The organism is Vibrio sp. 10N.261.51.A4 (genome assembly GCF_041471945.1).
Taxonomy (GTDB): Bacteria; Pseudomonadota; Gammaproteobacteria; order Enterobacterales; family Vibrionaceae; genus Vibrio; species Vibrio crassostreae_C.
The window spans coordinates 45,236-68,054 of record NZ_JBFRPJ010000047.1 but is presented as its reverse complement, the minus strand read 5'-3'; the positions used below and the strand labels follow the sequence as shown (position 1 = coordinate 68,054).

Annotated in this window: 16 protein-coding genes and 1 pseudogene; 7 read left to right on the top strand and 10 right to left on the bottom strand. The window is 45.7% G+C overall.

Annotated elements, in window-relative coordinates; all coding sequences use genetic code 11:
• Positions 1 to 31 precede the first annotated feature (31 nt).
• The gene (locus AB4384_RS10955; protein WP_372129516.1) at positions 32 to 1,702 is read left to right on the top strand and encodes a DUF342 domain-containing protein; all 1,671 of its coding nucleotides are present in this window, start codon (positions 32 to 34) and stop codon (positions 1,700 to 1,702) included.
• A 124-nt stretch (positions 1,703 to 1,826) separates the two neighbouring features.
• On the opposite strand, the gene AB4384_RS10950 is transcribed toward AB4384_RS10955, so the two are convergent.
• From AB4384_RS10950 to AB4384_RS10925, 6 genes are all read right to left on the bottom strand, one after another.
• A complete protein-coding gene (locus AB4384_RS10950) occupies positions 1,827 to 3,941 on the bottom strand; it encodes a type I secretion system permease/ATPase (RefSeq protein WP_017061209.1) in 2,115 nt (704 codons plus the stop codon).
• Between the two features lie 18 nt (positions 3,942 to 3,959).
• Positions 3,960 to 5,870, bottom strand: a complete 1,911-nt coding sequence (locus AB4384_RS10945) for a LapD/MoxY N-terminal periplasmic domain-containing protein (protein ID WP_372129515.1) — start codon at positions 5,868 to 5,870, stop codon at positions 3,960 to 3,962.
• A 5-nt stretch (positions 5,871 to 5,875) separates the two neighbouring features.
• Positions 5,876 to 6,544 carry a transglutaminase-like cysteine peptidase gene (locus AB4384_RS10940; protein ID WP_019823329.1) on the bottom strand — a complete coding sequence of 223 codons (669 nt, stop codon included), beginning with the start codon at positions 6,542 to 6,544 and terminating at the stop codon, positions 5,876 to 5,878.
• 59 nt (positions 6,545 to 6,603) lie between these two features.
• On the bottom strand, positions 6,604 to 7,995 hold the full coding sequence (locus AB4384_RS10935) for an HlyD family type I secretion periplasmic adaptor subunit (RefSeq protein WP_017061206.1): 1,392 nt from the start codon (positions 7,993 to 7,995) through the stop codon (positions 6,604 to 6,606).
• Positions 7,996 to 8,107: 112 nt separating this feature from the next.
• A complete protein-coding gene (locus AB4384_RS10930; protein WP_372129573.1) occupies positions 8,108 to 9,394 on the bottom strand; it encodes a sigma-54-dependent transcriptional regulator in 1,287 nt (428 codons plus the stop codon).
• 84 nt (positions 9,395 to 9,478) lie between these two features.
• A complete protein-coding gene (locus tag AB4384_RS10925) occupies positions 9,479 to 11,401 on the bottom strand; it encodes an ATP-binding protein (protein WP_372129514.1) in 1,923 nt (640 codons plus the stop codon).
• Positions 11,402 to 11,568: 167 nt separating this feature from the next.
• On the opposite strand from AB4384_RS10925, the gene pdxH reads away from it, so the two are divergent.
• Positions 11,569 to 12,204, top strand: coding sequence for a pyridoxamine 5'-phosphate oxidase (gene pdxH / locus AB4384_RS10920; RefSeq protein WP_017061203.1), 636 nt, complete (start codon positions 11,569 to 11,571; stop codon positions 12,202 to 12,204).
• Positions 12,205 to 12,306: 102 nt separating this feature from the next.
• On the opposite strand, the gene AB4384_RS10915 is transcribed toward pdxH, so the two are convergent.
• Both AB4384_RS10915 and AB4384_RS10910 read right to left on the bottom strand, forming a co-directional pair.
• Positions 12,307 to 13,089: a helix-turn-helix transcriptional regulator gene (locus tag AB4384_RS10915; RefSeq protein ID WP_032546410.1), complete on the bottom strand. Its 783-nt coding sequence runs from the start codon at positions 13,087 to 13,089 to the stop codon at positions 12,307 to 12,309.
• Positions 13,090 to 13,464: 375 nt separating this feature from the next.
• Positions 13,465 to 13,629 (bottom strand): annotated as a pseudogene (locus AB4384_RS10910) (SUMF1/EgtB/PvdO family nonheme iron enzyme); the annotation flags it as partial.
• 264 nt (positions 13,630 to 13,893) lie between these two features.
• Here AB4384_RS10910 and AB4384_RS10905 point away from each other — a divergent pair.
• The 4 genes from AB4384_RS10905 (at position 13,894) to putP (ending at position 20,427) form a co-directional block, all read left to right on the top strand.
• Positions 13,894 to 14,718 (top strand): AraC family transcriptional regulator, encoded by an 825-nt coding sequence (locus tag AB4384_RS10905; RefSeq protein ID WP_017061200.1) that lies wholly within the window; start codon positions 13,894 to 13,896, stop codon positions 14,716 to 14,718.
• 181 nt (positions 14,719 to 14,899) lie between these two features.
• Entirely contained in the window at positions 14,900 to 18,037 is a 3,138-nt protein-coding gene (gene putA / locus AB4384_RS10900) for a bifunctional proline dehydrogenase/L-glutamate gamma-semialdehyde dehydrogenase PutA (protein ID WP_372129512.1), read from the top strand.
• A gap of 11 nt (positions 18,038 to 18,048) precedes the next feature.
• Positions 18,049 to 18,753, top strand: coding sequence for a 1-pyrroline-5-carboxylate dehydrogenase (locus AB4384_RS10895; protein ID WP_017065152.1), 705 nt, complete (start codon positions 18,049 to 18,051; stop codon positions 18,751 to 18,753).
• Between the two features lie 183 nt (positions 18,754 to 18,936).
• Positions 18,937 to 20,427, top strand: a complete 1,491-nt coding sequence (putP, locus tag AB4384_RS10890; protein WP_102320958.1) for a sodium/proline symporter PutP — start codon at positions 18,937 to 18,939, stop codon at positions 20,425 to 20,427.
• Between the two features lie 638 nt (positions 20,428 to 21,065).
• Here the strand turns inward: putP and AB4384_RS10885 are convergent.
• Entirely contained in the window at positions 21,066 to 21,236 is a 171-nt protein-coding gene (locus AB4384_RS10885; RefSeq protein WP_017071239.1) for a hypothetical protein, read from the bottom strand.
• Between the two features lie 278 nt (positions 21,237 to 21,514).
• Between AB4384_RS10885 and AB4384_RS10880 the strand changes: the two genes are divergently transcribed.
• Positions 21,515 to 22,003, top strand: coding sequence for an Lrp/AsnC family transcriptional regulator (locus AB4384_RS10880; RefSeq protein ID WP_004732526.1), 489 nt, complete (start codon positions 21,515 to 21,517; stop codon positions 22,001 to 22,003).
• Between the two features lie 108 nt (positions 22,004 to 22,111).
• On the opposite strand, the gene AB4384_RS10875 is transcribed toward AB4384_RS10880, so the two are convergent.
• Positions 22,112 to 22,819 carry a DUF445 family protein gene (locus AB4384_RS10875; protein WP_136982554.1) on the bottom strand — a complete coding sequence of 236 codons (708 nt, stop codon included), beginning with the start codon at positions 22,817 to 22,819 and terminating at the stop codon, positions 22,112 to 22,114.

The window sequence follows — 22,819 nt, the reverse complement described above, 5'->3', positions numbered from 1 at the left end:
ACAACTGAGTCATTAGGGATACTCAATTCGAATGTGGGATAACATCGTTACATTGTCGGAAGACAAGCAACAAGTAATGGCATGTCTGCCAACCGGGACTGTGGTTGACGCAAGCTTTGATAACAAGACGCTGCCACCAACCTTGGAAGCTTTGAATGCATCAAACTATTTTCTTTTCGAAGAAGAGGTGTTGCGTTTCGTTACTCTTGCTAAAGAAGGTAAGGGTGAAGCTTATGAAGGAATCTTGATTGCTGAAGTTCGAAATGCCACTGTTGCGGTCGAACTGTCTGATGATGAGATGTTGGCGAGTCTCGTGGTCACTGGTCCCTACAATGGACACCCACTGCGTGGTAGCGACATCATTCAGTGCTTATCTCTAGCTCAAATAACAAAAGGAATAAATAAGTTAGCGCTCAGAAAAGTTCTGATGATGAGTAGCAAACTTAAGCCCGGGGAAAAGTTTACTCAGCCCGTCGCTAAAGGGACACAACCAGTAAAAGGTAAGGATGCTAAGTTTGCCGCTTTGGTTGAAGACATTACTCGCCAAGTCTTGAAGCCTCGCAGCAAAGACGAAGGCAAGATTGATATGCGAGACTTGGGACAAACCATTACCGTTGGTCAAAATGATCACTTAATGAAACGTACCCCCGCTACCAAAGGTATCGCTGGCTTTACCGTTCAAGGCCGAATTATCCCACCGCTTCCTGGACAAGACAGTTTAATCAAGCCTGGAAAGGGCACTTACATCTCCCCTGAAGATCCCAATTTACTACTCGCCTCACACCCTGGATTGCCCATCATTAAAGACCGAACCATCGAAGTGGATGACGCCTTATGTGTCAGCAACGTCGATGTCTCAACTGGGCACGTTAAATTTAAAGGTAATGTCTTTGTCTCTGGCAACATCGAGCCGGGGATGATCGTCAAGGCGACCGGAAGTGTTACGGTTGGTGGCTTTATCGAATCGGCCGAAGTGCAAGCTCAGGGGGATATCAAAGTCGCGAAAGGCATTATCGGCCACACGACCAAAGAGGGTGAGCCAAAAAGTTGTAAGGTATTCAGTAAAGGCTCTATCACAGCAAGCTACGCACAGAATGCCGAGCTACAAACGGCCAATGACCTTCGACTTGGTGTGCACAGTATGAGTAACGACATTCGCTGTGGTAACAACCTTATCGTGATGGACAGCTTGAAAAAACACGGCACGCTAAGCGGTGGTGAAGCCAAAGTTGGCGGAAAAGTAGAATGTGTCTTCTTAGGTGTTGAGGGAGACACCGCAACTAAGGTACATGGTTTTGCGCGCTACGATGGTTACCGCCAAAAGATAGCTGAGCTGAAGGAAACTTATAAATACACTCAAGAGCAAACCATGGGTGTGATTCGCCAAGAGTTAGAATTTAAGAAGCGCCCGAAAGCAGAGAGAAGCGAAGAGCAAGCCCTAGAAATAGAGCAGCAACGTGAGAAGAACAACCTCGCAATAGAAAACACAAAGTCGCAGCTAGATGCACTCGAAGCAGAGTTTGAAACCAATCTTGCTGAATGCACGGTAGAGGTACACGAAAAAGTGTATACCCGAGTGACGATTCAATTTGGTGATGAGACAGTCACAACCAAGCGGACCCACGGCGGAAGTGTTTTCTCATTCAACCAATACGAGATCCAATGTTCGTTTAAGATGGAGCAAGAGGATATTGCTTTGTAGACTTTTGTGCTGAACACAAAGTGACGTATTGTCTAGGTGTCGATACTGACAAATAGAAAAAGGGGAGTTGATGCTCCCCTTTTGCTTTCTACTGATAATGATTTATTTAGGTGGATTGCGCGTTTTAGCTAACCGCTCTCACTCGGCCTTGTTTAAGGTCTGAAAGAACCTGTGCTTTAGGACCATCTGCAATGATGCAGCCTTTCTCCATTACGATCACTCGATCGACAATGTCCAACATCGACGTTTTGTGTGTAATCAGAATTAACGTCTCGCTTGGTAGCAATTGGTTAAGTTGGTGTTTGATGTGCATCTCTGAACGGTTATCCATAGCACTGGTCGGCTCATCCATCAACAACACTGGCGGACGGCCAAGGAAGGCTCTAGCAATGGCAATTGACTGACGTTGTCCACCAGACAGCAAGGCACCACCTTCACCCACTTGGCGTTCCAAACCTGCAGGATCTTGTTGAGTAAACGCGGTTACCCCTGCACGGTTTGCTGCATCCATCACGTCACGGTCATCCACCAAAGGACGACCTAAAGTAATGTTGTCTCTTACTGAACCGTAGAACAGGTTACTGTCTTGCGGAACACAACCTATATTGCGTCGTACGTCGACATGATGCAGTTGCTCCATATCCGTGTCATCAATACGTACATGGCCTTCTGTGGGCTTGTACAGGCCCATAATCAGACGTTCTAGTGTGGTTTTACCTGAACCAATACGACCAATGATTGCTACTTTCTCACCAGGACTAATATTGAGGGTTAAGTCTCTAATTGAAGCCACTGGTGAATCTGGGTAGTGGAACGTCACTTTATCTAGCGCGATATGGCCCTGAATAATCGGACGGTGAATGTAGCGTTTACCTTCTTCTTGTTCATCAGGCATCGACATCACTTGCTCAATCAGAGTCATTGATGACTTTGCTTGGTTGTAACGAGTCGAAAGCAAAGACAGCTGAACAAGCGGGCCAATCGCTCGGCCGCTCAACATGGTTGCAGCGATCAAGCCACCCATCGTAAGTTCACCTTCTGCAATTAGATATACGCCAAAGATGATCATACCAACGTTAGTACTTTGCTGAACAAAGCCGGCGGTGTTTTGGATGCTGTCAGTGATGCGTCGACTTTTGATATTCCAATTCGCCATGTGAGCAACGGCTTCTTCCCAACGGAATTGGAATTGGCTTTGCGCACTGAACAGCTTAACCGTCTCTAACCCTGCCAAACTCTCGATTAAGTTCGCGTACTTCTGCGAAGCAAGACGAGAGCCTTCCTCAATGGTACGGCGCAGTGGACCTTGGATTAGCAATGCATAGACGATCAAAATGACCACGCCAGCAACGGGAACAAACACAAGGTTTCCAGCCATTAACCAAATTAGCGCTAAGAACATCAGTGCGAAGGGGAGGTCGATTAACGAGCCAATGGTTGCAGAGGTAAAGAATTCACGAATGGATTCGAACTCTTGCAAGTTTTTAGCGAAAGCACCGACAGAAGCAGGCTTCGCTTCCATACGAATCCCCAGTACTTTACTGAACAGTTTGGAGGAAATGAGAATATCGGATTTCTTACCGGCAACGTCAATGAAGTAGCTGCGCATCAATTTGAGCAGCAAATCGAATAGGAACACGACAAAGATACCACTTGCCAGCACCCACAAAGTTTCAAAGGCGAGGTTGGGAACTACCTTGTCGTACACCAAGCGTGTAAACATCGGCGCGGCAATCGCGAAGATGTTGATAAGAATGGAGGCAATCAACACATCTCGGTAGATGTTTTTAGATTCCCAAATCGTGCTCCAAAACCAATGCCCTTTACGTGTTTTTAGAACTTCTGGTGAACGTTCATCATAACGGAACTGTTTCTTTACCAAGAAGTAGCGGCCGATGAATTGTTCTTTCAGCTCTTCGACAGGAATGATGATTGGCACCATTCCGCTTTCCGCAGTAATGATTTCCGCTTCTTGCTTCTCTAAATCGATACTGTTGAGAACGCACGCCTCACCTTGTTTAAGCAATAAAACTGCAGGCAGAATCAGGTGAGGGATCTTTTCTAAGTCGGAACGGTTTTCTTTCGCCACCAATCCTGCTCGCTCAGCTGAACGAGGGAATAGGAAAGGGGTTAGCTTTCCGTCTGATAGTGGTAGCCCATTGATCAACGCTTCGGGCGAGTTAGCTAACCCGTAATACCGGCTAACGTAGATCAGTGAGTTCAATAGTGGATCTTGCATGTGATATAACCCTTACAACTATTTATCAACAATGAAGCCTTGGAACACTTCTACGTAGTTATCAGACAGGATATCTAGCTGAGTCTGAGTTTCTATTCGAGACGCAATGGTGGTGACGCCTAGGTTGTGAGCGGTTCTAGAGATCGACGTTAAGGTGAACTTCTGTTTTTCGTCATCAAGGTTATGTGTGAACAGGTAATCTAGCTTCACATAGCTTGGACGGTATTCGTTGATGTAATCCAGTGATTGGAAGTTACGTCCGTAGTTATCGACACCAAACACCGCTTCAGCGTTGCGAATGGTGTTACACAAGAGTGCCGTGTAGTGCGGAACGTTGATGAAGCAGTTTTCTGGAATCTCAAAGTGCAACAGGTGAGCGATTGAAGCATTCTGTTCAAGCGTCTTACCGATCCAACGGATGAAGCTTGGTTGAGATATACTGCTTGGCGAGAGATTAATAGCGACTGGGCTGGTTACTTCTTTTGCATTGAGCTTTTCAACCATCTTCTCAATAACGTATTGGTCGAGAATGTGGCTCATTTCAAGCTGTTCTAGCGCGTATAGATACTGGTTAGCACCGTAACGCACGCCATCTTTTTCAATCGCAGAGAACACCTCTTGGTGATACGTTTTACCAAAGGCATTGTTTGCAGCCTGCAGACGGAAGGTAATGAGGTCGTTGATGATCGCTTCTTCAACCAACATACGCCATTGTTGTTTGCCCATCACTGCGCCGTGATCGTCTGCGGTTACGTAGCCGTAAGCAAGTTCTCGATTCGCCTTGGCACTTGAGAGTGCGTTATCCACCAGCGACATGATTTCAGTACTGGTTTTACGCTTGTTGCTGTAGGTCACACCAAGAGCAATATGTGGATTCGCAGTGCCTGTTGGGTCTGAACCTAGGCTCTGGATACAGTTTACGATGCTGCTCGCGACAAGTTTCAGTTCGCTCTCATCAATGTTTGGCATGATGAAACCGAACTCGTCACTAGAAATACGAGCGATGGTGATATCTGGAGATGAAATTGAAGCTTGCAGCTGTTCAGCCAGTTGATGAACCAAGGCATCACCTTCTTGATAGCCCTTTTCATTGTACTCTTCACTGATAAACTCCGCTTTAAGTACCGCTAAACCACCTAAGCTCGACTCCTCTAACCATTGAGTTAACTGAGACATGTAGTAAGCACGGTTACCTAGCTGAGATACAGGGTCGATATATGCTCTTTCACGTAACTTCTGAGCTTCTTTCGCTTGGTTTTTAAATGCCAGTTCAACTTGAGTCGACATGTGGTTGATACCATCGACAACCAAGGTGAGATCTTTTGTCTTTGGACGAGCCAGAGGTTCGCCAAACTGATTCTTGGCGATCTGATCCATCTTGGTAATGATCAACGAGAGCGGGCGTAAAGCGCGCTTAAGGATCCAAGAGATAGACACCAAACCGAGCAAGAAGATCGTGCCAAATATGCTCAGTAAGCGGATGAATGCTTGCCAAAGTTGATCGTAGGCAGGGCCTGGGTGACTTACGATCTCGACCTCGGCCAATTGCATCCAGCCACTGGTGATCACGCGGCGGTCATGAACAGGCTCGAACAGGTTTAGGTTGGTAAACCACTCTGGTACGCCAGTTGGCTTTACAGGGTATGAGCGGAGAATGTCTTCACCGCTATCGAGAAAGATCAATCGAACGACTGAGTAAGAACTGCCATCAAACAGGGCGTTGATAACAGACTCCACTGCCACCTTGTCCTTTTCTTCTAGGTAAGGGGCGAGAGCCAGTCCAACAGTATTAATGGTATTACTTACCTCAGAGCGTTGCTGCTCCTCTAAGTATCCACGGGTGGTATTGAATTCGATCATAAAAACTGACGTCATCAGCAGTATGAACACTGCAACCATCCCGACCACAAGCTGTTTATATAAAGTCATTGTACCTACTCATCGTAATTGATAATGGGTTTGTTTAATTTTAGAGAGCGCTCACGTGAACGTAAGTCGTTCCATAAGCTCAATCTTGAAGATTTCCCTGCCAACTTGCCGCTGCCTGCTGCCGACTTGATCAACCAAAGGTTTTTACCGTTAAAACTGTAAATTGGTCTTAGATCTGGGCGTTTGGAACCGCGTTTAATTTCAGGGTTTAAGTTGTCCAAAATTAATGGCTCTGCACTCGGTGTTGAGTAGTAAGCTAACACCATGTGGAACTGGTTTAGTTCCAGTGCTTTTACGTACACTAATCGTAATTTCTTATCTGGGACGCCCAGTTCAAGCAAAGAGAAGTATTTTGCGATTGTGAAGTCTTCACAATCACCGGCGTTGCTGCCTAAAAATTCCAGTGGTGTTGCCCAGTAATCATTCTTTCCCCACAGTATGTTGTCATCGACAAAGTACATCTGGTTGAAGAACTGGTTCACCGACCTGAGCTTCTCTTTTTCACTTAATCCGTCGTATGACGTCATATTTGAGCGCCATGTTGCCACTCGCTTTCCGGCTCTATCGCCGTAGGTTTTGGTCACTGCATCTATCCACCGTTGGTCGCTCTTGTTGAGCGCCACAGAGGTGAAAGAGGTGAGGACCAGCAGCAATAGCGAAATCCGAGACTTCATAGCCTCTGCTCTTGTCTATTTGCTGTGTATTGAAAGGCGTTATCAAACATCAAACGTCATTACTCTTTTAATGCATTGTTTTGAGCGCTTAATAGTGGCTTCAACATGTACTCAAGCACGGTTCTTTTACCCGTGATGATATCGACAGAGGCGGTCATACCTGGAATGATTGGCAACTCTTCGTTCTGTCCAAAATTGTGTTTTTCGGTGCGCACGCGCACGATATAGAAGCTATTGCCTTCTTCATCTTGAGTGGTATCGGCACTGATGTGCTCTAACACGCCTTCTAGACCACCGTACTTAGTGAAGTCATAAGCACTGAATTTAACGATGGCAGTCAATTCTGGGCGTAGGAACGCGATATCTTGCGGGGCGATTTTCGCTTCAACCAATAGAGAGTCTTCTGTTGGTACAATCTCAACGATGTCCATACCCGGTTGGATAACCCCGCCGACAGTATTAATACCCAATGTTTTAACGGTGCCTGTTACAGGAGAAACCACCACGGTACGGTTTACTCTGTCTTCTAGGCCAACGGCAGATTCGGTCATTGCAGAGAGCTTGTCTTGGGCTTGATTGAGTTTTTCTTGTTGTTCGGAGCGGAAGTTCAGTGCGGCGTCAATACGGCTGAGCATGGATTCTTTGATTGCTGAGCGTAAAAGAGGAATTTTTAGCTCGCTCGAAGTCATTTCTCGGCGAGTGTCGTTCACTTGTCTTTGCAGTTTAAGTAATTCAATTCGTGGTACCACCCCTTCATCGGCGAGAGGTTTGGTGATATCCAGTTCTTGGCGAGCAAACTGGTAGCTCTGTTTTAGGTTTCGAACACGCGCTTTAATCTCAACTAGGTCTTGCTGTTTCTGTTCAACTTGTTGATCAAAAACGGAAAGCTGGTTTCTCAGATTATTGAGATCTTGACGGTATTCTGCTTTTTGACGATTAACCAGTTGAGGTTGAAGTTCATAGAATTTAGGTGGGAACGCAAGCTTGCCATAATCGAGAGTGACACTTTTCTTCCATTCTTTTTCAGAGAATTCTTCGTTGATGACAACACTGGTCAGGGAAGCGGAAAGCATTAACACGTTGGCGGTCAAGTTCGCGACTTGTTGTTCACGTTCGCGGAAGTCAGAACGGAATCGTGTGTCATCGATTAACAGCAGTTGTTGACCTTTTTGAACGCGTTGGCCTTCTTTAACTAAGATCTCTTTAACCAAGCCACCTTCAAGGTTTTGTACCACTTGGATCTGAGAGGAGGGGATCACTTTGCCTTGGCCAACGGTAACTTTGTCGATCTCTGCCCATGCAGACCACCCAATAGCAGCAATAAAAAACAGAACGATCACCCACAACATAATTCGCGCACTGGTGGGCGTATTGAGGAGTAGTGCCGCTGTTTTATCATCGACATACTCAAGCTCGGTCTCGTTCAATTTGCTGAAATTTTTCTGACTCATAACAGTCCTTGTTCGCTAAATAAAAGTGCAAGCCTATTGAGTGTATTCTTACTTTTGATAAATGTTAAGATTTTGCTCATTTAAATCTTTGAATTTATATATTTTTTAAGACTTATCGGTTCTTGAAATCTGTTTTATCGAGTTGGTGCTTTCTTAGTTTGTCATACAGTGTTTTTCGCGACACCTGCAGCTCTTGTTGTACCTCTTTTAAACGACCTTGATGGCGATGTAGCGCCTCAATCAAGATAATTTGTTCAAAGCTATCGGTGCGTTGGTTCAACGACTGTTGTTGCTCTTCAATGCTCATATCGAGTTCATTTTGCTCATCAGTATCGCTGTCGAGCGACGGCTGCTTAATTTGAGTCAGCACTCTGAGTTCAGCATGTTGGCGAAGCTGACGAATGTTCTCCGTCCAATGCGTTGCAATGAGTCGCTGAATCTCTTTTTCTGTAATGACGGGTGGCGGCAGTTGATAGCGACTGGCTGCACCACGAGCAAAGTGTTTGAACAAAGAGCCAATATCTTCCGTTCTTTGCGCCAAGGGTAGTAAATTAAATCGGCGCAGTTCACCTGTAATTGTAGTAGGAACTACTGTAGTTGCGATAATGATACAAGTTGCATTGGTCTTGCATGAGTTTTCATGAAGTAGAGTGGGTTTTAGAGCGGCTAACCATAGCCATTGCTGCGAAGTTAACGCTTCTGTTTCATGGATATAGAGTGTTCCACCTTGATGCTTTAAGAACAGTTGCAAAACAAACTGATGGAATGTCGCTTCGTCACTGCGTGGCAAATTAAACGCCGCGACAGGGCAAAGCTCCGCGGTTTGATGACTGTGTAAATCATGGGTGTATTGTGCAGTGACCCTTTTCCCCGTCCCTAAATCACCGACAAACAATAGAAGTGGGTTAGTTTTGGTATCTAGGGTGATCAATTCTCGGCGTAATGCCTGCATTGATGGTGATTGACCAATCAGTTTCGGGCCAACCTGATTTTGCATTGCCAACTCTTTACGCAATAGGTTGTTCTCTTCAACCAGTGCGAGCTTATCTGCGGCTTTTTTAACGGCAGTGAGTAGGGCATCGACCACAAATGGCTTTTCCAGAAAATCGTAAGCACCGGCTTTCATCGCTGATACCGCGGTTTGCACGTCACCATGTCCGGTAAGTACGATGACCTGAAAATGAGGATTTTGGCTCAGCAACTTTTGCGTTAATTGAATGCCATCCATTACCGGCATGTGAATATCGGTGATGACAATTCCGGCTTGCGTGGTATCTATTTTCTTTAATGCCTCAATAGCATTGGGAAAGCCGACGATATCGATACCTTCAATGAGCATGGCTTGTTCTACGGAGTCTCGAATGGCGGGTTCATCGTCGACAAAATAGAGTTTAGGCATAGAGTGCAAAAGCCGATTCCTTAGCTGTAGGTGAGATTAGCAGTAATGTGAAATTCGTTTTCCGTTAACAATAACAACGGCGTGTTAGCGCTTATCGTTATATAACGGGATGTTTAGCGAGAATACCATGCCTGAAGGCTCTAACCGGTTCGCGCTGATCGTGCCGTGATACGCTTCAATAATCCGTTTCGATATTGAAAGCCCTAGCCCTAAACCTTCCGGTTTGGTGGTGAAAAACGGGTCGAACAGCTGTTCTAGCTTATCGTTCGGCATGCCAATTCCGTTATCCCAAATGATCAGCTGACAAGCGTTGTGATGAAGTTGCCATTCGATGCCTATCTGTGGGCTAGCCTGTTGGTCAACGCTTTCCAGGTTTTGTGGCTCCTGCAAGATTTTCTGTTCAAGAACTTGTTGTTGCAGCGATTGAATCGCGTTGTGAATCAGGTTCACTAGTACTTGTTCGAGTTCGGTTGGATGAATCGCAATATTGATGTCATCTGGCACCGTGCTTAGCCTTAGCGTAATGCCTTGCTTGATCATCAGCGCACTGAGAATGCTAGTGGCGTTATTGACCGCTTGATGCAGGTTCGCCACATGATGTTCTTGTTTAGTGACCTTGCGAGTAAAGACTTTGAGTCGCGCGATGATGTCGGTAATGGTGTTGTTGAGGCCAATCATTTTCTCAAGATTGCTTTTCACTAAATCGGTTCGTTCCATTTCCAGTAGCTTTAAGCTGTTTTCACTGTAGGTTCGCAGTGCTGCAAGCGGTTGGTTGATTTCGTGGTTAATGCTGGCTGACAGCTCACCGAGTACCGCTAGTTTCGCGGTTTGTGTCAGCTCTTGTTCTGTCTGTTTCAACTTCGACTGCGACTCTTGGTATTGAAAAAGGGTTTGTTGCAGCTGCTGATTGGATTGCTTCAAGTAGTGGGTACGTTTATCAACGGTTTGCTCTAGGTTTTGGTTGAGTCGGGTCAACGCCACTTTCGCGAGATAAGTCTGGCGCCACGACCAAGCGATGAGCATCACCAAGCTATAAATCACCACGAAGATGACATCGATCTGAAAGATTTTAATAAGTTCAGCTCTGGTCTCTTTTAGTGCGACAACTTGGTACTGGTTGTTGCTGACCGTTGCAGGGTAAAGATTAAAAGCACCAAGCTTGAATAACTGGTTGGCGGTGAGCTCTTTTCGGATTTCATTGGATTGAAGGTTGCTAGATTGATTGGTATTGCTCGCTTCTGACTGAGAGCTTGAAGGACGAAAGGCTTCGATGATCGAAATTTCGCTTTGACCGTATTGGCGTTGAAGTGCGATATCCGTTTGTTGTTGCTGCGTTAATGGCAACAATGAATGGTAAAGCCACGGAGCTTGGCTTGATAGAAAGACCACTTGGTTAGAGTCGAGTACTACGATCTCAAAATCGTCGCTGGTCAGGATGTTTTCGAGATTTTCTAAGCTCACTTTTACGGTGATAACGCCAACAACTTCCTTGTCGATATACAGAGGTGAAGACAGAAAACAACCGCGTACGTTCGAGCGAGCGCCTAGCGCGACATATTGTGTGTTGTTACCTTGAATGGCAGAAGCAAAGTAGGGACGAAACGAGAAGTTCTCACCGACAAAGGTACGAGGCTTTTGGTAATTACTGGAAGCGACCACAGTACCACTCGGGTCATGAATATAGATGGTGTCGGCTTGGCTTTGATTCGACCATTCAAACAGCAATTGATTGAGCTGCGCAGCGGAAATCTTGTCTGCTCGTTGTGTTGAGTCAAAATAAGAGAGCAAGCGAGGGTCATGGCTGAGCAAATCCGGGATCTGTTTGAATTTATCCAATTCAGAGTCGATTTGTAGATTGGCTTTACTTGCTGCTTCATCGAGTTGCTGAGTGACGATTTTTTCTTGGAATTGCACTGCCATAAAGTGGGTTGCGGTCAGCCCTGCAGCTCCCAATAACAATGAGAATAAAACAAAGGGTGTCATTAGGTTAGGCAGTATTTTGGTCACTCGGATCTCAGCTTGTCATCGGTTTGTATAAAGATTATCAATATGATGGAGAGAGTACCGAGATCTTGTTAACACAGAGCACCTTCTGTGAGACAAAACCATGGCTTAGACTTGTGTTTCAAAGGATTACGGCGCAAAATCACAAAAAAATTTAAAGGAGCAAGCAAATGGAACTGACAGATATTCGTCGCGAATACGCTAAGGGTGGATTGAGACGTAAAGACTTGGCCGCAGACCCGATTGAGCAATTCAATTTATGGCTAGAGCAAGCCATTGAAGCGAAGTTGACGGACCCTACTGCCATGACAGTTGCTACGGTTGATGAAAATGGTCAGCCATTCCAACGCATTGTTCTGCTGAAGAATGTGGATAAAGACGGTTTCGTTTTTTACACCAACCTAGGTAGCCGTAAAGCGCACCAGCTTGAGCACAACAGCAAAATCAGTTTGCACTTTCCTTGGCATCCACTTGAGCGACAAGTTCATATTACGGGCACGGCTGAAAAGCTGACGGCTATGGAAAATATGAAGTACTTCTCGTCACGTCCAAAAGAGAGCCAATTGGCCGCGATTGCAAGTAAGCAGAGTAGCCGCATCTCAGCGCGTGGAATTTTAGAAGGTAAGTATCTAGAGCTTAAACAGAAGTTTGCCAAAGGAGAGATTCCTGTGCCTTCTTTCTGGGGTGGCTTCCGAGTTCGTGTGGATAGTATTGAGTTCTGGCAGGGTGGTGAACACCGCTTGCACGACCGTTTCTTGTTCTCACGCCAAGACAACAGTTGGGATATTGATCGCCTAGCGCCTTAGGCTGCTTGATCGCTTAGCTGCTTAACAGATCCAAAAATGCCGTTGATTAGACTGATCAAATCAACGGCATTTTTTTGTCTGCATTTTCAGCTGAACAGTCAATCAGTCACTGTGAAGAACAACAGAGATCTGTTTTTTGAGTAGAGTTTCTGGGATCACTGAGCCCAATCCTGAATCCAACGCATACTCAATCAATTGGCTTTTACTGCGTGCATCAAACTTCTGTTTCAATCTAGCGACATGACCTTCGACCGTTTTGATTGAAATGTTTAACGTCGACGCGATGTACTGTGGTTTCTTGCCGAAAAGCAGTAAGAACAGCACCTCTGATTCTCTCGAAGTCAGCCGCTTTTGCAGCTTAGACACGCGCGGCTCTGACCCCGCAAGCGATGCCTGATCGCCTTTTGTTCCTGTGGCCTGACAAACCCAATGACCGACCTCTAAGATCGCGGTATCGGTAAGCTCTTGGCCATAGAAGATGGTGCCTTGGACGTTGTCGTCGTCATCAAGCCATGGTGTTTTAGTAAAGATATGAGCGTGCCAGCGTCCGTCTGGATAGGGGTGAATATCGAGAATCTTAAGGGTACTGCGTGTATCCATCACATGTTTGTCTTGAGCTCTGAAATCTTGTGCGCACTCCGTGGTTTGACTGGGCATGTCGAAGTCGGTCAAGCCAGTACAAGTCTCATTGGGTTTTAAGCCAATCAATTGGTTGTAAGCAAGGTTGGCGTACACGAAGACCGAGTCAGTATCTTTGCAGCCCCAGCAGCCTGGAAGTTGTTCGAATAAAGAACGATGTATGGAGTTGAGTGGATCTGGCAAGGTTTTATCTCGTGTGTTGCGATGTTGCAATAATATCAGTTTCTTATAGCGCTGCAATGGCAATTAGAGTTTGTACTCTGCTCGAAAAATAGGGGGTGAATGACAGTTAAACAGATTGTTGACTAACTGCTTCAATCACGGGGAATCGATGGGCAGAAAGGGTGATAAACAGGCAAAAAAAAGCCAGCCTGAAGAGGGGCTGGCTAAAGACAAGATATGCCTTGTCGACATGTAGAAGATTTTCAGCTTAATTTACGAGGGTCAGGTAAATTAAACTGAGGCATCAATTTGATACCCAGAGTGACTTACTACTCTATCGACGAATCTACTCCTAGGAGTGCTTATGCATAAGGGGGGAATTCCCCTATAAATGCTGCTCAATGTGATAATTGAGAACCTAGAGTAAATATTTGGGATTCTGAGCCTGTGATTGGGAGCCTACAGCTCTCGTACTACTCGGAATCCTAGATAGTTCGCTGCCGTTGAAGGCGGTACGTACAGTTCGTTAAACACTTTTGCTTCTTCAGGAGAGAAGCTCCACGCGCCACCTTTTGCTAGGCCTTTCTGAACGGTTGTCCATTCCCATACATTACCCACCATGTCTTAGAAGCCTGTAAAATGTTTTTCGTGTTCGTGTTCGTGTTCGTGTGATTGCTTGTGAAGCCCCTAAATTCGCCGGAACGATTGGTTTTACAATGCCCGTAGTTTGTACGCTCTTGATCATCTTTCCGGAGGCATGATCAAGATGATTGCGGTAATGATCTTCTGTTTATGGTGAGGAAATGACTCTCATGATCATTTACAAATTCATCTTGTGCAGATTTCAGAGTATTATTCTCACTATGTCGATCTGAGTACTTTGCTGTCATGCCAAAACCTTTACCCTTTCCAAACCTAGACTTGTCCCCGCTAGGCCTTACTGGCCCTCGCCCTGCGGAGATCATTACTTTGCCTTCGCATATGGATTGTCACGATCACCACTATTCGCAAGTCGTGATTGGTTTAAATGGTCAGGCGGAATTTGAAGTTTGCGGTAAAGGTAATCTTATCGGGCCGGGTCAAGGTTGTGTGGTAACAGCGAGCTCTGATCATGCTTTCGGTGGGGTGGTTGGTCAGTCGGATATCCTAGTGCTCAATATGCCTGTGCCAACCGATGATGACCCTCTAATGTTAGAGAAGATTAACCAGTTAGAATCATCGAACGTCTACTTCCAATTAGACGCGCAAATTCAAAAGCTTATCCATATGTTGGTGCAAGAAATGCAGGCGAGCCCGGATGATCTATTGTTAAGCCGTGCCTGCAATGACACGGTGATCGCTCTGATGCAAAGGCACATATCGGCATTTGAAACCTCAATTAAAGACTCGCGTTTTGATCTTGAAGCACTGGATCGCTACATCGAGCAACACCTCGCGAATAAGATCTCTGTCGCTCAGCTTGCGGGCAGCGTGTTCTTGGGCGAAAGCCAGTTCCATATGCTGTTCAAAGAGCAAATGGGCATTACCCCTCACCAGTATGTTCTTGGTAAGCGTATCGATCGTTCTCGCCGTTTAATTGAACAGGGTAACCTTAGCCTTGGTCAGGTCGCAGAACTGGCTGGTTTCTCCGGTCAATCCTCTTTTACTCACACCTTTTCACGCCTTCAAGGCATGTCTCCATCCCAATACAAAAAGAAAATTTCTGTTAAATAGTGAAACAAAACGGCATATTATTTTAAAGTTTCATATGTGACGTTGTGTTTGTTTTGTTAATAAAGCGAGTTTTTAGCAAAAAACTCGGAGTTTTTGACAAGTAATCCTTATATACTCTAAATACACTGCAGCCATTGTAGAGATCCCGGGCTAATTCCGGGTGTGAGATTAAGGAAAACGCATGTTTACAGCTACTGATGTGTTAAAGCCAGAATTCAACGAGCAGTCGCTTGATGATCTATGGTCGCTTATCTCACCATTATATATGGTGGATGAAACCCAATGGCTAGAGCAACTTCTGCCACTAGCTACCCCTTCTGAGTCTGAAAAGCAGCAAATTACAGACAAAACGACGTCGTTGATTGAGTCTATCCGTGCGGATAAAACATCTATTCAGATGATCGACGCCTTGTTGCTTGAATACAGCTTAGATACTCAAGAGGGCATCTTGCTAATGTGTCTGGCGGAAGCCTTGATGCGTATTCCTGATTCGGCAACCGCTGATGCGTTGATTCGCGACAAACTTAGCGTTGCGGATTGGAAATCTCACCTGAAGAATTCTGACTCGGTTTTTGTTAACGCATCAACTTGGGGCCTAATGCTAACAGGCAAGGTGGTTGGACTTTCATCTAAAGAGCAGAGTGCAGGTCAAGCGGTTAACCGTTTAGTGAACAAGCTTTCTGAGCCGGTGATTCGTAAAGCGATGCACCAAGCGATGAAGGTGATGGGTCACCAATTCGTTCTTGGTCGCAGCATTGCTGAAGCGCAGAAGAACGGTAAGTCTATGCGTGACAAAGGTTTTACCTACTCATACGACATGCTAGGTGAAGCGGCACTGACCACTGCTGACGCAAACAAATACTTCAAAGATTACCTAATGGCGATTGAAGCCGTAGGTCGAGACACTTATGTATCTTCAAAATCGAGCCCTGCGCCATCGGTATCTATCAAGCTTTCTGCGCTTCATCCACGTTACGAAGTAGCGAACGAAGACCGCGTACTGACTGAACTTTGCGACACGCTAGAGCAGCTATTGCGCCGTGCAGTAGAGCTAGATGTTGCAATTACGATTGATGCTGAAGAAGCGGATCGCCTAGAGCTTTCTCTTAAATTATTCGAAAAACTGTACCGCACTGACCTTGTAAAAGGTTGGGGTAAATTTGGTCTGGTTATTCAAGCATACTCAAAGCGTGCGTTACCGGTTCTAGTTTGGCTAAACCGCCTAGCAAAAGAGCAGGGTGACTTAATCCCACTTCGCCTAGTTAAAGGTGCTTACTGGGATAGTGAGATCAAATGGTCACAACAAGCTGGTTTCGATAACTACCCAGTTTACACACGTAAAGAAGCGACAGACGTAGCTTACCTTGCATGTGCGCGTTACCTATTGAGCCCAAGCGTTCGTGGCAATATCTTCCCGCAGTTTGCGAGCCACAATGCTCATACGGTTTCTGCTATTGCCGTCATGACCGACCATAAAGACTTTGAATTCCAACGCTTACACGGCATGGGTGATTCTCTGTACAACCATGCGATGGAAGCTTACCAACAGTCGGTACGTATCTACGCACCGGTTGGCAGCCATAAAGATCTACTGCCATACCTAGTACGTCGCTTGCTAGAAAACGGCGCAAACAGCTCGTTTGTCCACCGTCTAGTTGATGCGCGTTGCCCTGTGGCAGAGCTGACTCAACACCCTGTCGATATGCTTCTGGCATTCGATACATTGCACAACACTAAGATTCCTCTGCCTCCAGCGGTATTCCCTGAGCGTAAGAACTCTTACGGTGTGAACATTGATATCGAGAGTGAAGCGCATCAGTTTGAAGAGCAAGTAAAAGGCTTCTTAAACAATCAATGGACTGCTGGACCTGTGATCAACGGCGAATCTCTTGCCGAAAGCATGATCAAGGCTGCTCAGAATGTTGAACAAGTAACAGCACCTTATGATCGTCGAATTAATGTGGGTCAGGTGGCTTTTGCAAACCTTGATCATGTTTCCGCAGCGATCACTGGTGCAGACGCCGCATTTGCTGATTGGAATGCGACATCGGTTGAAACCAAAGCCGCTGCGCTTGAGAAGCTGGCGGATCTGATGGAAGAAAACCTGGCTGAGCTGGTGGCAATTTGTCATCAAGAAGCGGGTAAGACAATTCACGACAGCATTGATGAAGTGCGTGAAGCGGTCGACTTCTGTCGTTACTACGCAAAACAAGCGAACAACCTACAAGGTTTTGAGCTAAAAGGCTTTGATGGTCTAACTCGAATCGCTTCGCGACAAGGTCGTGGTGTATTCGTTTGTATCAGCCCTTGGAACTTCCCATTGGCGATCTTCCTTGGCCAAATTACAGCTGCACTAGTGGCGGGTAACACGGTTGTGGCGAAACCTGCAGAGCAAACAAGCTTAATTGCAGCTCGCGCAGTGGAATTGATGAATGAAGCGGGTTTCCCTGCTGGCACGATTCAGTTACTACCGGGTCGTGGCGCTGAGATCGGCAGTGCGCTAACCAGTCATGATGCGATTGCGGGCGTTGCCTTTACGGGGTCAACACCAACAGCACAACGTATCAACGTGTCATTGGCGAGTCGTAACGCTAAGCCTGTGCCGTTTATCGCGGAAACCGGTGGTCAGAATGCGATGATCGTCGACAGTACCGCACTGCCTGAACAGGTAGTCCGTGATGTTATTCGTTCGGCATTCGCTTCTGCAGGTCAACGTTGTTCTGCGCTACGTGTGCTTTACATTCAAGAAGACATTGCAGATCGCGTGGTTGGATTGATTCACGGTGCAATGGACGAGTTGAGTGTTGGTATTCCACACCTTCATAAAACCGATGTTGGCCCTGTTATCGACCAAAACGCAAAACAGAAGCTAATGGCGCACTTAGAAAACATGACCAATACCCAGAAGAAGGTGGCTCAACTTTCTTTAGGTACGGATTGTGAACATGGTGACTTTGTTCCACCAAGTGCATTTGAAATCGATGACATCAGCTGTTTGAAAGAAGAACAGTTTGGTCCTGTACTGCATATCGTTCGCTTCAAAGCGAGTGAACTGGCGCAAGTGGTAGACCAAATTAACCAAACCGGTTTTGGCTTAACCATGGGCATCCACAGCCGTAACGAGACAACTTACCGTTGGATCGAAAAACACGTTCGTGTGGGTAACTGTTACATCAACCGTGACCAGGTCGGCGCTGTTGTTGGTGTACAACCATTTGGTGGTCAAGGCTTGTCTGGTACTGGCCCTAAAGCGGGTGGTCCTCACTACCTATACCGCTTTACTGATGTTCATTTCTCTCAATCACAAGACAAGGCATAAGGAGCAGTATCATGGTTCATCAAGTGACAGGTTTTTCTGATGCTTTGTTAGCGTGGGAACAATGGAATCTTACCGATTTTGATCATAAGAGTGCTCAGGTACTTGCATTCAAATCAGAGATCGAAAGCCAATCTACGTCTTTGGCGGCAGTGGCAACTTATCACCTAGAGCAGGCCTCTGCGCTGCTTTCTGAGCAGCACCTAATGGCTGGCCCGACTGGTGAAACAAACGAGCTGTATGCTGCAGGACGTGGTGTGGCTTTGGTGATTGTTGATGATTGCCAAGACAAAGAGCCAGCACTGCAAACAGCAACCGCGATGATTACCGCAGCACTATTAGCGGGTAACAGCGTGCAATTGTGCAGTGATGACGTGCAATTCAACACCTTGATCGCTGATGCAGCGAAACAAGCGAATTTACCGACGAACTTGGTGCAGGTTGCTTCGTACGACGCGGCTCAACAGCTGCTGTCTTGCGATGTACGTAGCGCAGGTTACGTAGGTAACTCACAAACGGCTCAAGCTATCAATTTACAACTTGCTAAGCGTGACGGTGCCATCGTCAGTTTAGTAGCTGAAACGGATCTGACAGCAATGCATGTTGCTCACGATCCACACTTATCGCTGCGTTTCATTACCGAGCGTACGCGAACTATAAATATAACAGCCGTGGGCGGTAACGCGACCTTGCTCGAACTTGGAAGCGAAGCTCACTAACCTTCAGTAACATTGGCTCTAAGCACTTTTGTTTTCTCCATTGTTGGTTTCACCATCTTTGGATTTAACTCATAGTGCCTTGGAGCCTCAATACCTAACTCAATGCACTCGCTTGCCTTTACGGTGAGTGTCTTGCATTGAATTAGGCATGGAAGGCTTTTTACAAATGAGGACTATCAAATGATAGAAAACAGTTTTGCAATAACGACGACGTTCATTGCGTATCTAATTATGATGCTGGCAATCGGTGTTATTGCTTACAAACGTACTTCTAGCTCGACAGACTACTTCCTAGGTGGTCGTTCGCTAGGCCCATGGCCTGCTGCACTTTCTGCTGGTGCATCAGACATGAGTGGTTGGCTACTACTTGGTCTACCGGGTTACGCTTATGCTGCTGGTTTTGAAGCATTCTGGCTTGCTGGTGGCCTGCTAGTTGGTACTTGGGCGAACTGGTTAATCAGTGCTAAGCGTCTGCGTACTTACAGCATTACAACAGAGTCACTGACGCTACCTGAGTTCCTATCTCGTCGTTTCAATGATAATTCTAAGCTGATCCAAACAATTTCTGCTTTCTTTATCCTTTTATTCTTCCTTTTCTACACAAGTTCTGGCTTGGTAGCAGGTGGTAAATTGTTTGAAACAGTATTCGGCCTAGATTACACAACAGCTGTAATCATCGGTACAGTATGTGTGGTTTCTTACACGCTATTTGGTGGTTTCCTTGCGGTATCTTGGACGGATTTGGTTCAAGGTCTGCTGATGTCTGCTGCGCTATTGATTGTACCAATCGCAGCGATGAACGGTGGTCTTGGTCAGCTATCGACTGATCTTCACAACATCAACCCAGAGCTTCTCACGCTATGGAATGATGTGAAAGGTGAGCCACTTTCTGCTATCGCGATCATCTCGCTAGCGGCATGGGGTCTAGGTTACTTCGGTCAGCCACACATCCTTGCTCGTTTCAAAGCAACACGTAGCAACAAAGACCTAACAACAGCGCGTCGTATCGCGGTGGTATGGTCTGCTCTGTCTATGGTTGGTGCAATGCTAGTAGGTCTTGTTGGTCTAATCTACGTGACTAACTCTGGCGCGCCTAAGCTAGACGATGGCGAGAAGATCTTCATGCTTCTTGTGAACGCGATGTTCCACCCAGTAATCGCAGGTATCTTACTTGCTGCAATCCTAGCGGCAATCATGAGTACTGCGGATTCACAACTTCTTGTTTCTTCATCTGCGATGGCAGAAGATCTATACAAGCAAGTACTTAAGAAAGATGCGACGTCTGAAGAGATCGTTCGTGTAGGCCGCTTCGCGGTAATCCTAATCTCTCTAATTGCACTTGTGCTAGCGATGACGCCAGACAGTTCAGTTCTTGGCCTTGTATCTTATGCATGGGCTGGTTTCGGTGCTGCATTTGGTCCAGCTATCGTGTTGAGCCTATACTGGTCTCGTATGAACCGTAACGGCGCTCTAGCGGGTATCGTTGTTGGTGGTGTTACGATTGTACTTTGGAAACAGTTCACGGGCGGTTGGTTCGATGTTTACGAAATCGTACCGGGAATCATCCTATCAACTATCTCTATCGTTATCGTGAGCCTAATCACTGGCGAGCCAGAAGACGAAGTTAAGAAGCAACACGCTGAGTTCGAGAAGAACCTTGTTGAGCTAGACTAATTTACATTGTAAAAATACCAATGAATTAGCAAAAGACATGAACAATAGAGTCACTTCGGTGGCTCTATTTTTTTATGTGAGTACGACCTTTGTCTTATTTCAAATTAAGTTTATTCGAGGTTTTCTGATATTGAAATGGGGGTTTACAATGTAAATCGAAGCGGTAGGATCTTGCGTGAGAAGGGAAAGATCAACTTACTCAATGGCGTGTGATGTCAAAAAATAAAACAGAAAAATGGCTATTTTTTGAACTTGGCGCTCACTTTTGTCATTAGCTCGGTGAATTGTGGAACCGAATTGGACATGATGTGTCAATTGTCAGTAACCACTAAAGACCTATAGGACAAAGGTATGCCTGATCTCTATTGCAAAGGATGTAAAAAAACAACACTACATAAGTCTATAATGAAACGTTGTGAATCAGAGCCCGAGACAGCTTCTGGCCGTATGATGCAATGGACGTCAAAACTATTTAGTGGAAACCTGTACTACGATATGGAAACTCAGCACTTCTGCCGCACGTGCAATTGTCGTTGCGAAACTGGAAGTGCTGTTCCCCAAGTTGGCCTAGCCTAACTCATAGTAAGTGCTTACTAACTTTATTCAAAAAACCTCCGTGCTAGGAGGTTTTTGTGTTTCTAAGCAGCCTTGAGTGCAAGCTCAGCTTCAATGGCATTGCCATCAATCTTCACTTCCCATCCATAGTTTGAGTATTCACTTGCTAGTGCTTGAGCAACATCTTTTGATACCGTTACGTGTGTCCATGAACCAATACCGTAAGGTTTATATGCGAGTTCTTGCGTTTTCATAATAGAGTCATCCTTTCTCTTTGATAATTATATTATTCACTTTGGCCTATATCCTTTCTTTCGTTTCCGGCTCAACTTATTTGTTAATCGGGTCATTTCAATAATAATTTGTTAATAACCAGAGTTTGATTTATAAGGGTTCTTATCTATTTGTATGTGTTTATATCTGGCGTGAATATCATCCGTGCATTTAGTTTTTAAATGTGTGAGCGGGGTTTTCTTCGATCGCTCTTGGTATGGAATATACTGAGCGGAATTTAGAATGTTTAAGGAATGTTATGTCTCAGCATCAGCTCGATCGTATCGATAAAGAGATACTAAGAATTCTGCATATGAAAGGGCGTTTACCTGTTGTTGAACTGGCAAAACAGGTCAACCTTACGACGTCACCTTGCTCTGATAGACTCAAGCGATTGGAGAAAGAGGGCTACATCACGGGCTATCATGCTGAGCTTTGTTCAGAAAAGCTGGGACTCGATGTTCAAGTCTTTATCCATATCCGTCTCGATCAGACTAGCTTTTCGATCTTCGACAAATTTGCCCAAGCCGTGGAAATGATGCCTGAGGTGGAAGAGTGCTACTCACTGTCGGGTGACTTTGACACCATGATCAAGGTTCGAGTGAAAGACATGAAGGCGTACCAAGCGTTTATGGCAACGAAGTTGGGCACCTTGCCTGGTGTGATTCAGACACGTAGTGAAGTGGTGATTGAAGAGCATAAAAAGGGCTTCGGCGTGAACCCTGAGTTGTTGGCAACTCTAAAATAGTGGCCTAATTTCGCTTACCAACGTGATTTAGATATAAAAAATGGAAGCAATAAGCTTCCATTTTTTGTTGAGCGTCAGATAAAGAGCAATCCGATAAACTTGTTCGCCTTAAAGCGTAATGGCCGCAGAGATTAAGCCAATCACACCACCGAATACACCGCCCCAAACCACAAGCCAGCCAAGGTGCTTCTTGATCATGGTTTGAACCATCTCTTTTACAAGCTTTGGTGTCAGTTCATTCAAGCGCTGATCGATGATCGCTTCAATGTTCTCTTTGATTTCGTCCATCATCGCTGGAGATTCTAGCTCTTCTTTGATGGCATTTTTTACCGAATCGCTCTTGCTGATTTCAATCACAGACTCTTGCATCTTCTCAACAAACGGCGCTTTCATTGGCTCTAGCGCTTCAGTACCGCCAAACATTGCCAACATGCCACCAAATTGAGAGTTCTCGATGACATGGACCAGTGAATCGAATGCAGGGTTAAAGTCGATCTTCTTAATCACAGGTTCTAGGTTCAGTGATTGGCCGCCAGACATCTCGCTGCTTAGGAAGCGGTCGATGTTACTTTCAGTAAAGAACTGCTCCATCATCAGTTGTTTGATGGCTGCTTTGAACTCTTCGAAGCGTGCTGGGATAACGCCAGAACCGTATAGGCCGGGTACTTTCTCGAACAACATGTGAATCGCAAGCCAGTTGGTGATGGCACCAGAAAAGGCGAATAGGCCTGCGTAAAGCAAGTATTGGTTTGCTGTCGCATAGCCGCCAGCAAGCAGTGCTAACGCAATAACGTTAGTTAAGACACTTTTGTTCAT